The sequence below is a fragment of the Streptomyces sp. KL109B genome (assembly GCF_030766935.1).
Taxonomy (GTDB): Bacteria; Actinomycetota; Actinomycetes; order Streptomycetales; family Streptomycetaceae; genus Streptomyces.
The window spans coordinates 106,481-118,655 of the sequence record NZ_JASERL010000018.1; the positions used below are offsets into that span (position 1 = coordinate 106,481).

Here is a 12,175-nt window from a genome sequence, read left to right on the forward strand (position 1 = left end):
TGGTTCAGTCGCGTACGCACTCGAACCAGACGGTCTTCCCGGTACGGGGCGCGTCGTGCGGTACGACGCCCCACCGGGTGACCAGGGCGGCCACTATGGCCAAGCCCCGGCCGGACTCGGCGAGTTCGCCCGCGTGCGGCGTCTGCGGTACGGGCGGCACGGGGTGCGCGTCGGAGACTTCGACGCGCACCCCGTCGGCCGCCGTCCGCATCATCCGCACCGTGCAGCGCCGTCCCGGCACGTGGCGGACGACGTTGGCGATCAGCTCCGTCAGCGCGAGTTCGGCGTCGTCGGCGAGCTCCGGCAGCTCCCACACGGTGAGGTGGATCCGCAGGATGCGGCGCAGGTGCCGCGCGCTGTGCTCACCCACGGTGAGCCCGAAGCCGTAGGACTCGGCAAGTCCCGGCTCCGAGGCGTCAGTTACGTGATTCATGTCACCAGCGTGGAGCGATTCGATTACTCTCGGCTACGTCGCGATCGAAACGCCGCGAGGCGTTGCACATCTGGGGTGACCGCCCGTGCCGAACATCCGCCGTGACCTTGACCCGAGCGCCTCTCCGCTCGACTACTACGGGTTCGAGCTGCGTCGCCGACGGGAGGAAGCGGGCCTGAGACTGGGCCAGCTCGGCGGCTGCATCTTCTGTACGGGTTCACTCATCGGCCAAGTCGAGTGCGCGAAGAAGGTTCCGACCCGCGATTTCAGCGAGCGGGTGGACGCGGCGCTGGGCACGGACGGGTTCTTTTCCGGGCTGGTGGGGTTGGTGCTGCGCAGCCAGTTGCCGCACTGGTTCCAGGCGTACGCGGAGATGGAGGCGCGGGCGACGTACATCTCTACGTTTCAGTGCCAGGTCGTCTACGGGCTTTTGCAGACGGAGGAGTACGCGCGGGCCGTTTTGGCCACGGGTCGGCCGGCCAAGTTGGACGAGTTGCTCGCAGCGCGGATGGAGCGCCAACGCATCCTGCGGCGCGAGCAGCCGCCGCTGGGCCTGGTGATCCTCGACGAGGCTGTGCTGCACCGCCCGGTGGGCGGGAGGGCGGTGATGCGAACGCAACTGCACCATCTGTTGGACGTCCAGCGTGAACGGTGGGTCCAGCTTCAGGTGCTTCCATTCGAGGTGGGCGAACACGCAAGCCTGGCTGGTTCGTTCAACCTGCTCCGCTTCGACGACGACCCGGACCTCGTCTACACCGAGGACTTGGGCTCGGGCCACATGACCGCCAACCCGGAAACCATTCGGGAAGCAACCCTTCGCTACGCTAGCTTGCAGGCCACCGCGCTCTCCGTGGAGGATTCGGCGGCACTGATCGAACGCGTACTGGAGGACCGTTATGGGCAGCACCCGGGAATTGGCCAACGCCCAGTGGCGTAAGTCCAGTTACAGCGGCAACACGGGGGGCGACTGCCTCGAAGTCGCCACCCGCACCCCCACCGGCACCATCGCCATCCGTGACTCCAAGGACCCGGCGCTCGGGCACCTCCAGGTCACCCCACGCGCGTTCCGCGAATTTGTAGAGGCGGTGGCGGCGCCGCGCCGCTAATGTCGCGGCCCATGAGCTGGCTGCCGCACGACTACGCCCACCCGACCCACGTACCCGTACCCGGAACCGCCCTCCACCTGAGGCCCATCCGGGAAGCGGACACCGCGATCGACTACCCCGCCGTGATGGGCTCCCGCGAACGCCTCTGGGAGATCTTCGGCCCGGCGTGGGGCTGGCCCGCCGAGACCATGACGTACGAGGCGGACCGCGCCGACCTCCTGCGCCACGAGAAGGAGATCGCGGCCCACGAGTCCTTCAACTACGCCCTGTTGAACGAGGCCGAGACAAAGCTGCTGGGCTGCGTCTACATCGACCCGCCGGAGCGCACCGGCTCGGACGCCGACATCGCGTGGTGGGTCGTGGACGACCTGTCCGGCGGAGCCGATGAGCGTGCGCTCGACGCGCTCGTCCCGGAGTGGATCGGCGCCGACTGGCCGTTCACGCAACCCCGGTACCTGGGCCGCGACATCACGTGGCAGGAGTGGCTGGCGCTGCCGCCCCTCGGATAGTGGGACTGTGCCCCTGAACCGCAAAATGGCTGCGGTAACGAGTCACAGTGCGTCAGCCGCCGATGTCGAACTGCGCCTCCGCGCCCAGAAGTTCCGACACATCCGAACCCACCTCCAGCTCCTGCGGCTCGGCACCCCGCCGGAACAGCCGCGCCGCCCGCCCACCCTCCACAGCGGCACGCGCCCCCGCGACCCGCAGCCACGAGCCCTCCCGCAGGCCGAGCACCGGTACGTCGTTCTCCTCAAGGAACTCCGTGAGGCGCTGCTCGCGGGTTTCGCCCTTGTGGGTGGAGGACGGGTCCGGGTCCAGGTAGTGCGGGTTGATCTGGAACGGGACCAGGCCGAGCGCCTCGAAGGACGGCGGCTGCACGATCGGCATGTCGTTGGTCGTACGGAGGGTGGGCGCGGCCATGTTGGTGCCCGCGCTGGCGCCCATGTACGGGAGGCCGCCCCGGACCGCCTTCGTCACGGCCTCCCGCAGCCCCGTCCGGTACAGCGCGCTCAGCAGCCGGAAGGAGTTGCCGCCGCCGATGAACACCGCGTCCGCGGCGGCCAGTTGGGACAGCGGATCGTCGCCCTCGTGCACGCCACGCACCTCCACCCCCGCCCCCTCAAGCGCACCCCGCACCCGCGCCGTGTACGCGTCGTGGTCGGCCAGCGCGTACGGCACGAACGCGAGGCGGGCGTTCGGCGGGAGGAATCCGGTGACCGTGTCGAGGGCGTGCTCCAGGTAACCCTGGCCGTGCTGGGTGGAGTTGGAGAGCAGCAGAAGGTTCATGGTGCGGGTGGCTCCGTTCAAGTGGGCGTGAATACAGGTCAGTTGGTCGCGGTCGAGGAACGTCCCCGCCGCGTCCGCTGCGGCGGATGCGTCAGGCGCTGCTCAAGGAGTCGCGCCGCCTTCCGCAGCACGTCAAGGCGATCCTCCGGCCCCTCCGGGAAGGGCCTCAAGCTCCCGGCCGACCTCGACTACGGGCGCCTCTTCCACGGCGTCGACGAGCGGGTGCCGCTGGAGGGGCTGCGGTTCGGGGTGCGGGTCATGACGCGGCTGTGGCAGGGCTGCTGAGAGCAGGGATGCTGGGGGCAGGGATGCTGGGGGCAGGGATGGTGAGGGCAGGACTGCTGAGGGCAGGGTGCTGAGCAGGCGCTCAGCCGCGTACGGCAGCATGGGCGGCATGAGCATCACAAGCGCCCGTCCCGCCGCCGACGTCCTCGCCGCCTTCGAGAACGCCAAGGGGTTCATGCCCCTGGGCGAAGGGCTCGCGCTGTACGCCGCCGCCGTCGAGGCGGCGGCGCTCGGCCTGCCGCTCCTGGAAGTCGGCACGTACTGCGGCCGCTCCACCATTCTCCTCGCCGACGCCGCGCGCTCCGCCGGGGTCACGGCGCTCACCGTCGACCACCACCGCGGCAGCGAGGAGCAGCAGCCCGGCTGGGACTTCCACGACCCGGAGACCGTGGACCCCGCCCTCGGGATCATGGACACGCTCCCCACCTTCCGGCGCACGCTGCACGCGGCGGGCCTTGAGGACCATGTCGTCGCGCTCGTCGGCAAGTCGCCGAAGGTCGCCAAGGCCTGGGGCGGGCCGCTCGGGCTCGTCTTCATCGACGGCGGGCACACGGACGAGCACGCGAACGCGGACTACGAGGGGTGGGCGCCGCACGTCGCGGACGGCGGCTACCTGCTCATTCACGACGTGTTCCCGGTGAAGCACGACGAGTGGACGGGGCAGGCGCCGTACCGCGTGTACCAGCGGGCACTCGCGTCCGGCGCGTTCACCGAGGTCTCTGAGTGCGACTCCCTGCGCGTCCTGCGGCGAACCGGCGCGGGGATCTGAGCGCACGGTTAGGGTCAGCAACGTGTCGTACGTAGGTCCGCAACCCGATGGCTTCGATCCCGACGGCTGGGACGACCGGGGCGAGGCGCCGCGGCGCCGCCTCGGCGGGCGTCCCGTGCTCGTCGCCCTCGCCGCGCTGGTGCCGACGGCGCTGGCGGGATGGCTGGTGTACCAGGTGGTGAGCGCGCCGGGAGACAGCAAGCCGCCGACGGCGCTGCCCGCGCACGGGCAGTCGGCGAGCGGCTCCCCGACGCAGGACGCGAAGGCGTCGAGCCCGGCGCCCGCCACGTCGTCGTCCAAGTCGCCGCACAAGGCGTCCCCCTCCAAGTCCACGCCCAAGTCGCCGTCCAGCAAGGCGCCCGCCAACCCCGCCCCCGCCTCGGGACCCCTCAAGGGCAAGGTCGTCGTCATCGACCCCGGCCACAACCCGGGCAACTTCCAGCACGCCACCGAGATCAACCGCTCCGTGAACGTCGGCAACGGCAGCAAGGAGTGCGACACCACCGGTACGTCGACGAACGCGGGCTACACCGAGGCCCGGTTCACGCTGGACGTGGCGCGCCGCATGCGGACGATCCTCGAAAAGCAGGGCGCCACCGTGCAATTGACGCAGAACGGCGACCGCGCCTGGGGGCCGTGCGTCGACGAGCGCGCCGAGATCGGCAACAAGGCGAAGGCCGACGCCGTCGTCTCCGTCCACGCCGACGGGTCGGGCGAGGGCAACCGGGGCTTCCATGTGATCCTTCCCGCATCCGTGCGCGCGGGCGCCGCCGACACCACGTCGATCGTGAAGTCCTCGCGGGACCTCGGGGAGCACGTCGCGGGCCTGTACCTGCGGTCCACGGGCCAGCCCCCGTCGAACTACATCGGCGGTGGAACGGGCCTCGATACCCGCAGTGACCTGGGAGGACTCAACCTTTCCAAGGTTCCGAAGGTCTTCATCGAGTGCGGCAACATGCGGGACTCGAAGGACGTGGCGCGATTCACGTCCGGTTCGTGGCGGCAGAAGGCGGCCCAGGGCATCTCTGAGGGAATCGTGAGTTTCCTGCGCGGGTAACTGTCACCCTGTGGATCTCGGCAGACACTCCCCGGACCCGGGCGATAGTGTCCTCCGTACGATGTGGGGCCACCCCTGCGCATTGCGCCGCCTCCACCCGATGGCCAGACAACTGACCGACGACTGACGACTGACGACTGACGAAGGATTTGCAGTGAATATCCGCTCCCTCACTCGAGGCGACGGCGTGGTGATCGGAGCAGCGGTATTGCTGTTGATCGCCTCGTTCCTCGATATCTACTCCGTCGACGGGGCGCCCGACAGCGTCGAGTACCCGAACTCCTGGGAGAGCGGCCCGCTTCTCATGAGCGTGGTGCTCGCGGGCATCATCGGCGCCGTGCTCATCGTGATCAGCCGCGGTACGCCGCAGCCGCGCAAGGTCGCGGGGATCGACCTCGGCCAGTTCGGCATCGCGGCCACGGTGCTGGCCGCGTGGGCGGCGCTCGGCAACGTCTTCGACCCGCTGGGTGGCGCCGACAACGGAGGCAGTGGTGCCTCCGACGGTCCGAGCGCCGGCATCGGCATCATCCTCAGCCTCGTCGCGACCCTGATCATGGCCGTCGCCGCGATCGCCACGCCGCTGGTCCCGGCCCTCAAGGCCTCCCTCCTCGGCGCCCCGCGCCCGCAGCAGCCGCAGCCGTACGGCGCCCAGCCGCCGCAGGGCTACGGCTACCCCGGCGCCCAGCAGCAGCCCGGCCAGCAGCAGCCGTACGGCGCGCAGCAGCCCGGCCCCGGTCAGCAGCAGCCCTACGGCGGTCAGCCGCAGCAGGCCGGTGCCCCGGCTCCGCAGGCCGCCGCGCAGCCGCCGGCCGCGGACTTCTCGCCGTTCTGGTTCGCCGTGCCGGTGCCGCGCCCGCTGTACGCGGAGGACGGCTCGCAGGCCCCGATCGCCGAACTGGCGCCCGGCACCTGGTACTTGGCGGTCGAGCAGCGCGGCCCCGGCCTCGTCGCCCAGACCCAGGACGGCCGTCGCGGCGTCCTCCAGGACACGAGCGGCATCCAGCGCGGCTGACCCGACCGCTCGCCGTTACGGGATTCAAGGCCCCGCACCCGTCTTCCGGGTGCGGGGCCTTTCGCGTACAGTCGCGCACGCGATCTGACATGCCGTCAGATCGCGAGTTCATGAGTTCATGAGTTCACGGGACAGGGGGCGCGCATGCGGCTCGGAATCGCACTCGGCTACTGGGGACGCGGACCGAACCCCGATCACCTTCAACTCGTGCGCGACGCCGAGGAGTTGGGCTACGACTCCGTATGGACGGCGGAGTCCTGGGGCAGCGACGCGTTCACCCCGCTCACCTGGTTCGCCGCGCACACCTCGCGGATCCGGCTCGGCACGGCGATCGCGCAGATGGCGGCCCGCTCCCCCACGACGACGGCGATGCACGCGCTGACCCTCGACCATCTGTCGGGCGGGCGCATGATGCTGGGCATGGGGCTTTCCGGGCCGCAGGTCGTGGAGGGCTGGTACGGGCGCCCGTTCCCGCGCTCCCCGCTCACCGCCACCCGCGAGTACGTGGATGTCGTACGGCAGGTGCTGCGCCGCGAGGGGCCCGTCGAGGTCGACGGGCGCTTCCACGCGCATCCGTACCGCGGGGAGGACGGCACCGGGCTCGGCAAGGCGCTCAAGCCCATCACGCACCCGCTCCGCGCCGACCTGCCCATCCTGCTCGGCGCCGAGGGGCCGAAGAACATCGCGCAGACCACGCGGATCGCGGACGGCTGGCTGCCGCTGTACTGGTCGCCGACGCGGACCGATGTGTACGAGGCGTCGCTCACCGAGCTGCCGGAAGGCTTCACGGTGGCGCCGATGGCGCGGGCGAAGGTGTGCGACGACGTCGCCGAGGGGCTGCTGCCGGTGAAGGCGATGCTCGGCTTCTACATCGGCGGCATGGGCCACGCGACCAAGAACTTCCACGCCGATCTGATGGCGCGGATGGGATACGAGGCCGAGGCCCGGCACATCCAGGACCTGTTCGCCGAGGGGCGGCGGGAGGAGGCGGTGCTCGCCGTGCCGGACGCGTTCGCCGACGAGATCTCGCTCGTCGGCCCGCGCGAACGGATCGCGGAGCGCCTGGAGTTGTGGCGCAAGGGCCCGGTGACCGACCTGCTGGTCCTGTCCCCGGACCCGCACACGATGCGCGTACTGGCGGAGCTGAACTCCTAGGAACTGAACTCCTAGGAACCGCTGGACAGTTGGGAGGCCGAGGGGACCTTGTTCGTCACCTCGGCGCCCGCGCTCCTGCCCGCGTCCTTGACGTTGTTGATGACGTCGTCGAAGGACGACGTCACGTCGCCGAGACCCTCGCCCTTGCGGAGCTTCGTCGACAGGCCCTTGAGGGAGGCGATGCCGGCCGACAGCGGGCCGACCGCCTTGGAGAGCGTCGGATCGCCCTCGGCGTTCCTCGTCGCGGCCTTCAGCCTGTTGTACGTGAACGCGCCCGCGAGGCCCGCCTTGATGAGCGCGAACCTGCGGCCGTCCGCGCCCGCCTTGAACTTGCCCGCGCGGTACGGCTTCACGATCCACTGGTAGGTGGCCCCGGCCGCGAGCCCCGCGTTCGCCGCGAACCGGGTCTTGGCGAACTTCTGCTTCTCGGCCTTCGTCGTGGCGCTCGCGCTCGACGTCGCCTTCGTCGCGGACGCCGAGTCGCTGTCGGAGCCGCACGCGGTCGTGCCCGCGAGCAGCGCGCCGCACAGCAGCAGGGCCGTGAGCAGGCGTCGTACGGAAAGTCGTACGGAAAGAGGGGAACGGGTTACCACCGACTACCTCCGTGGCTGAAGTGGCACTCGTGGCAGCGTGACCCGGCCGCTTCGCATGTGCCACTTGAGCAAGCCCGTACGGGTTTCGCCGGGGTCGGCGGGGAAACCCGGATCGACATGTCTGCGAATCGGCATTACCGAGGGACCAACGAGGCCGCCCGGATCGTGGCGATCGTCGCCGATGTACTGGCACTGGTCATCGGCCTGTGGATCCTGATGTATCTGTTGGACGCGAACCGGGGCAACGACCTGGTTCAGTTCGTCCATGACGTGTCCGCGTGGCTCGCCGCGTGGTCGCACGACCTGTTCACGTTCGACGCGAGCTGGGCGCGCGTGGTCGCCGGTTACGGCCTCGCGGCGGTCGTCTATCTCTTCGTCGGGCACGCGGTCGCGAACCGGCTGCGCAGGTACTGAGCCGCTTGCGCAGGTACTGAGCCGCTACTGAGCCGCCCGACCGGTCACGTGCAGCAGTCCGGCTCCACGCCCGTCGGCAGCATCTCCCCGCCGAACACGGAGCACGTGGCCTCGTCGCCGCCGAGGGCCGCCACCGCGAGGAGGACGGAGCCCGCGGTCCACGTCGTCAGCTCCTCCGGCCAGACGGCCTTGTCGTCGAAGACATAGCCCGTCCAGTACAGGCCCGTCCTCGGGTCCCGCAGGTGCTGGATGTGCTGGAGGATCTCAAGAGCCCAGTCGGACTCGCCCACCGCCCAGAGCGCGAGGGCGAGTTCGGCGCTCTCGCCGCCCGTGACCCACGGGTTGGGGACGACGCAGCGCACGCCGAGGCCGGGGACGACGAACTTGTCCCAGTCGGCCTGGATGCGCTCCTTGGCCTCGGGCCCGCGCAGGGCGCCGCCGAGGATCGGGTAGTACCAGTCCATCGAGTAGCGGTTCTTGTCGAGGAACCGCTCGGGGTGGCTGCGGATCGCGTGCCTGAGCGAGCCGAGCGCCAACTCCCAGTCGGGCTGCGGCTCTTCGCGCTCCTCGGCGATGGCGAGCGCGCAGCGCAGCGCGTGGTGGATGGACGAACTGCCGGTGAGGAGCGCGTCGTCGACGGGTGTGCCGTCGGCCTCGCGCTTCCAGCCGATCTGGCCGCCGGGCTGCTGGAGGCGGAGGATGAACTCCGTCGCCGCGCACACGGTCGGCCACATGGCGTCGAGGAAGGTGTCGTCGCCGGTGGAGAGGTAGTGGTGCCAGACGCCGACCGCTATGTACGCGACGAAGTTGGACTCGCGGCCGCGGTCCGTGACGTCGTGCGGGTCGCCGTCGTGGTAGGCGGCGTACCAGGAGCCGTCCTCGTTCTGGTGCCGGGCCAGCCACTCGTAGGCGCGGGCGGCTGCCTCGTGCTCGCCGGCCACGTCGAGGGCCATGGCGGCCTCGGTGTGGTCCCACGGGTCGAGGTGGTGGCCGCGGAACCACGGGATGGCGCCGTCGGGGCGCTGCACGGCGAGGATCCCGGCGACGGTCTGCGCGGCCTGATCGACCGTCAGCACGCCGGGGAGTACGAGGAGTTCGGTCCGCTCCGGGCTGCTCACTCAGCGGCCCCGGCGACCCCGTCGACTCCATCGGTCTTCGGGAGGTGCGGCTTGGTGGCGTAGGCGACGAAGCTCTTGCCGACGACCGGGTTGAGGAGCCCTTCCGCGACCCGGGTGAGGGCGGGCTTCTTCATGATGTCCCAGACCAGGAGCTTGTGGTACGCCTTCACCGGCAGGGCATTCTCGTTGTCGACGCCGAAGGCGCACTTGAGCCACCAGTACGGGGCGTGCAGCGCGTGCGCGTGGTGGGTGCCGTACGGCTTGAGCCCGGCTTCCCGCATCCGGCCGAGGAGCTCGTCGGCCTTGTAGATGCGGATGTGGCCGCCCTCGACCTCGTGGTACTCGTCGGACAGCGCCCAGCACACCTTCTCGGGCCCGTAGCGCGGCACGGTGACGGCGATCCGCCCGCCCGGCTTGAGCACCCTGACCATCTCCGCGAGCACGCCCTTGTCGTCGGGGATGTGCTCCATCACCTCACTGATGATGACGACGTCGAACGACTCGTCGGGGAAGGGGAGTTGGAGCGCGTCACCCTCCATGGCGGTCGCGGTGGCACCGGCGGGGGCCTCCCCCGCCTCCTCCATCGCGGCGAACCACTTGGCGACCTCGGCGATCTCTTCCTTGTTCTGGTCGAGAGCGACGACCCGCGCCCCGCGCCGGTAGCACTCGAAGGCGTGCCGGCCGGCCCCGCACCCGAGGTCGAGGACGCGGTCGCCCGCGGCGAGCGGGAAACGGGTGAAGTCGACGGTCAGCACGTGGCCCTGCTTTCCTGGGGGTTCTCGGTGACAACTGTGTTGCTGGTCGGGCGGGTTGACCGCGGCGCGGCCCCCATCGCCTCGCGGTACAGCTCGGCGGTGCCCTGCGCGGCGCGCGCCCACGTGAAGCGCTCCAGGACCCGGGCACGGCCGTCCGCGCCGAGCCGGGCGCGCAGCTCACGGTCGCCGAGCAGCCGGCCGAGCGCCCCGGCGAGCGCGCCCGCGTCGCCGGTCGGCACGGCCAGGCAGGTCTCGCCGTCGCGCCCCGCGACCTCGGGGATGGCGCCGCCGGTGGTGGCGACGAGCGGGGTGCCGGTGGCCATGGCCTCTGCGGCGGGCAGCGAGAACCCCTCGTAGAGCGAGGGCACGCAGGCGACCTGCGCCGACCTCACGAGGTCGACGAGCTCCGCGTCACTGATCCCCTTCACGAACTCGACGGCGCCTTCGAGCCCGTAGCGCGCGACGGCCTGCGCGACCGGGCCCTCCTCGGGCCGCTTGCCGACGACGACGAGATGCGCGTCGGGCTGCTCGGCCCGCACCTTGGCGAGGGCCTCGACGAGATAGACGAGCCCCTTGAGGGGGACGTCGGCGCTGGAGGTGGTGACGATCCGCCCCGGCACCTCGGGGACCGCCGGATTCGGCGAGAAGAGGTCGGTGTCGGCGCCGATGTGCACGACGTTGATGCGTCCGGGCCGTACGCCGAGGTGCTCGACGATCTCGTCGCGGGACGTACCGGAGACGGTGACCACGGACGGCAGCCGCCGCGCGACCCGCTTCTGCATGCGCGTGAACGCGTACCAGCGCCGCTTGGACATCCGTCCCCGCCAGTTCTCGGCGGCGTCGATCTCCAACTGCCGGTCCACGGTGATCGGGTGGTGGACGGTGGTGACGAGCGGCGCGCCGATGTCGCCGAGGAGCCCGTACCCGAGCGTCTGGTTGTCGTGCACGACGTCGAACTCGCCGCGTCTGGCCCGCAGATGGCGGCGGGCGCGCAGCGAGAACGTCAGCGGCTCCGGAAAGCCGCCGGTCCACATGGTGCCGACCTCAAGGGCGTCGACCCAGTCGCGGTACTCGTCGCGCTTGGGTGTACGAAAGGGGTCGGGGCTGCGGTACAGGTCGAGGCTCGGCAGCTCGGTGAGGGACAGCCCCTCCAGGCCCTCCCCCTCGTCGAGCACGGGGTACGGCTGGGAGCCGATGACCTCCACCCGGTGCCCGAGTCGCGCGAGTTCGCGCGAGAGGTGTCGGACATATACGCCCTGACCACCACAGAACGGGTTGCCTTTGTACGTGAGGAGAGCGATACGCAACGACTCCGCGGTCACTCCAGGCCACCCTTCTTCCTGCTTGCCCGTGGACACTACGTGGGGACGCTAATCTAGAACAAGTTTCAGACTTGATCGTTCAAGAGCATCGAATCTACCGGCTGGTAGCCGGGCCGTAAGGGGTGGATCAGGTGATTCACGCCACGGCGGGCTCCACGGGACACGGAAAGCTTCTGATGACAGCTCCGGACGCCAGAACCACCACCCGCTCGACCCCGGCGCTCACCGAGCGTCAGGAGGCCCGACGCCGCCGCATCCTGCACGCGAGCGCGCAGCTCGCGGCGCGCGGCGGGTTCGACGCGGTACAGATGCGGGAGGTCGCCGAGTCGTCCCAGGTCGCGCTCGGCACGCTGTACCGCTACTTCCCCAGCAAGGTGCACCTCCTCGTCGCCACCATGCAGGACCAGCTCCAGCACATGCACACCACGGTGCGGAAGCGGCCGCCGGCCGGGGAGGGGCCGGCGGAGCGGGTGGCGGAGACGTTGATGCGGGCGTTCCGCGCGCTGCAACGGGAGCCTCATCTCGCGGATGCCATGGTGCGGGCGCTGACCTTCGCGGACCGGAGCGTGAGCCCCGAGGTGGACCAGGTCTCGCGGCAGACCACGGCGATCATTCTCGACGCGATGGGCCTCGACGACCCGTCCCCCGAGCAACTCTCGGCGGTCCGGGTCATCGAGCACACGTGGCACTCCGCCCTCATCACCTGGCTCTCCGGTCGCGCCTCCATCGCCCAGGTCAAGATCGACATCGAAATGGTCTGCCGCCTCATCACCTTGACCACCCCTCCGGCGGGCAATTCAAGCCCCTGCGGCGATTGAGCGGCGGGGTCCGGGGCAGCGCCCCGATCTTTTCAGCCCCTGCGGCGTTTG

The 12,175-nt window shown here is 70.4% G+C and carries 15 protein-coding genes and 1 pseudogene; 9 read left to right on the forward strand and 7 right to left on the reverse strand.

Translation table 11 applies throughout. From position 1 onward, the window contains the following. Positions 1-4: 4 nt before the first annotated feature. Positions 5-433 (reverse strand): ATP-binding protein, encoded by a 429-nt coding sequence (locus RBJ65_RS40170; RefSeq protein WP_306320859.1) that lies wholly within the window; start codon positions 431-433, stop codon positions 5-7. Positions 434-518: 85 nt separating this feature from the next. Here RBJ65_RS40170 and RBJ65_RS40175 point away from each other — a divergent pair, with 85 nt between their 5' ends. The 3 genes from RBJ65_RS40175 to RBJ65_RS40185 are packed head-to-tail and all read left to right on the forward strand — an operon-like array spanning position 519 to position 2,048. Beyond that, positions 519-1,370, forward strand: a complete 852-nt coding sequence (locus tag RBJ65_RS40175) for a helix-turn-helix transcriptional regulator (RefSeq protein ID WP_306320858.1) — start codon at positions 519-521, stop codon at positions 1,368-1,370. Next, complete coding sequence (locus RBJ65_RS40180) at positions 1,330-1,539, forward strand: DUF397 domain-containing protein (protein WP_306320857.1); 210 nt, start codon at positions 1,330-1,332, stop codon at positions 1,537-1,539. Before RBJ65_RS40175 ends, RBJ65_RS40180 begins: the two co-directional genes overlap by 41 nt. An 11-nt stretch (positions 1,540-1,550) precedes the next feature. Continuing rightward, a complete protein-coding gene (locus RBJ65_RS40185) occupies positions 1,551-2,048 on the forward strand; it encodes an N-acetyltransferase (protein ID WP_306320856.1) in 498 nt (165 codons plus the stop codon). A gap of 52 nt (positions 2,049-2,100) precedes the next feature. On the opposite strand, the gene pepE is transcribed toward RBJ65_RS40185, so the two are convergent. Together pepE and RBJ65_RS40195 are read right to left on the reverse strand one after the other, a co-directional pair. Continuing rightward, on the reverse strand, positions 2,101-2,826 hold the full coding sequence (gene pepE / locus RBJ65_RS40190; protein WP_306320855.1) for a dipeptidase PepE: 726 nt from the start codon (positions 2,824-2,826) through the stop codon (positions 2,101-2,103). Positions 2,827-2,864: 38 nt separating this feature from the next. After that, positions 2,865-2,987: pseudogene (locus RBJ65_RS40195) on the reverse strand (IclR family transcriptional regulator); the annotation flags it as partial. A gap of 224 nt (positions 2,988-3,211) precedes the next feature. Here RBJ65_RS40195 and RBJ65_RS40200 point away from each other — a divergent pair. From RBJ65_RS40200 to RBJ65_RS40215, 4 genes are all read left to right on the forward strand, one after another. Then, complete coding sequence (locus RBJ65_RS40200) at positions 3,212-3,880, forward strand: class I SAM-dependent methyltransferase (protein WP_372341351.1); 669 nt, start codon at positions 3,212-3,214, stop codon at positions 3,878-3,880. Positions 3,881-3,902: 22 nt separating this feature from the next. After that, positions 3,903-4,937, forward strand: coding sequence for an N-acetylmuramoyl-L-alanine amidase (locus tag RBJ65_RS40205; RefSeq protein WP_372341346.1), 1,035 nt, complete (start codon positions 3,903-3,905; stop codon positions 4,935-4,937). A 154-nt stretch (positions 4,938-5,091) separates the two neighbouring features. Beyond that, positions 5,092-5,949, forward strand: a complete 858-nt coding sequence (locus RBJ65_RS40210) for a DUF5336 domain-containing protein (RefSeq protein WP_306320853.1) — start codon at positions 5,092-5,094, stop codon at positions 5,947-5,949. A 144-nt stretch (positions 5,950-6,093) separates the two neighbouring features. Then, positions 6,094-7,104: an LLM class F420-dependent oxidoreductase gene (locus RBJ65_RS40215; protein WP_306320852.1), complete on the forward strand. Its 1,011-nt coding sequence runs from the start codon at positions 6,094-6,096 to the stop codon at positions 7,102-7,104. 11 nt (positions 7,105-7,115) lie between these two features. Here the strand turns inward: RBJ65_RS40215 and RBJ65_RS40220 are convergent, their stop codons facing one another. Beyond that, positions 7,116-7,697, reverse strand: a complete 582-nt coding sequence (locus RBJ65_RS40220) for a hypothetical protein (protein WP_306320851.1) — start codon at positions 7,695-7,697, stop codon at positions 7,116-7,118. A 117-nt stretch (positions 7,698-7,814) separates the two neighbouring features. Here RBJ65_RS40220 and RBJ65_RS40225 point away from each other — a divergent pair, with 117 nt between their 5' ends. Further along, positions 7,815-8,111 (forward strand): hypothetical protein, encoded by a 297-nt coding sequence (locus tag RBJ65_RS40225; protein ID WP_306320850.1) that lies wholly within the window; start codon positions 7,815-7,817, stop codon positions 8,109-8,111. Positions 8,112-8,155: 44 nt separating this feature from the next. Here RBJ65_RS40225 and RBJ65_RS40230 read toward each other — a convergent pair whose 3' ends face one another. Genes RBJ65_RS40230 through RBJ65_RS40240 form a run of 3 tightly spaced genes read right to left on the reverse strand, consistent with a single transcriptional unit; the run spans position 8,156 to position 11,306 of the window. Continuing rightward, positions 8,156-9,229, reverse strand: a complete 1,074-nt coding sequence (locus tag RBJ65_RS40230; RefSeq protein ID WP_306320849.1) for a prenyltransferase/squalene oxidase repeat-containing protein — start codon at positions 9,227-9,229, stop codon at positions 8,156-8,158. Continuing rightward, on the reverse strand, positions 9,226-9,984 hold the full coding sequence (locus tag RBJ65_RS40235; protein ID WP_306320848.1) for a class I SAM-dependent methyltransferase: 759 nt from the start codon (positions 9,982-9,984) through the stop codon (positions 9,226-9,228). Before RBJ65_RS40235 ends, RBJ65_RS40230 begins: the two co-directional genes overlap by 4 nt. Beyond that, a complete protein-coding gene (locus tag RBJ65_RS40240) occupies positions 9,978-11,306 on the reverse strand; it encodes a glycosyltransferase family 4 protein (RefSeq protein WP_306320847.1) in 1,329 nt (442 codons plus the stop codon). The genes RBJ65_RS40235 and RBJ65_RS40240 overlap by 7 nt, the downstream gene beginning before the upstream one ends. Positions 11,307-11,482: 176 nt before the next feature. Between RBJ65_RS40240 and RBJ65_RS40245 the strand changes: the two genes are divergently transcribed. Then, positions 11,483-12,124, forward strand: a complete 642-nt coding sequence (locus tag RBJ65_RS40245) for a TetR family transcriptional regulator (RefSeq protein WP_306320846.1) — start codon at positions 11,483-11,485, stop codon at positions 12,122-12,124. Positions 12,125-12,175: the final 51 nt, after the last annotated feature.

Bases quoted from the DNA above. Each gene is read 5' to 3' on its own strand.
- RBJ65_RS40170 (WP_306320859.1), bottom strand. From the start codon at position 433: ATGAATCACGTAACTGACGCCTCGGAGCCGGGACTTGCCGAGTCCTAC.
- RBJ65_RS40180 (WP_306320857.1), top strand. From the start codon at position 1,330: ATGGGCAGCACCCGGGAATTGGCCAACGCCCAGTGGCGTAAGTCCAGT.
- RBJ65_RS40185 (WP_306320856.1), top strand. From the start codon at position 1,551: ATGAGCTGGCTGCCGCACGACTACGCCCACCCGACCCACGTACCCGTA.
- pepE (WP_306320855.1), bottom strand. From the start codon at position 2,826: ATGAACCTTCTGCTGCTCTCCAACTCCACCCAGCACGGCCAGGGTTAC.
- RBJ65_RS40200 (WP_372341351.1), top strand. From the start codon at position 3,212: ATGGGCGGCATGAGCATCACAAGCGCCCGTCCCGCCGCCGACGTCCTC.
- RBJ65_RS40215 (WP_306320852.1), top strand. From the start codon at position 6,094: ATGCGGCTCGGAATCGCACTCGGCTACTGGGGACGCGGACCGAACCCC.
- RBJ65_RS40225 (WP_306320850.1), top strand. From the start codon at position 7,815: ATGTCTGCGAATCGGCATTACCGAGGGACCAACGAGGCCGCCCGGATC.
- RBJ65_RS40245 (WP_306320846.1), top strand. From the start codon at position 11,483: ATGACAGCTCCGGACGCCAGAACCACCACCCGCTCGACCCCGGCGCTC.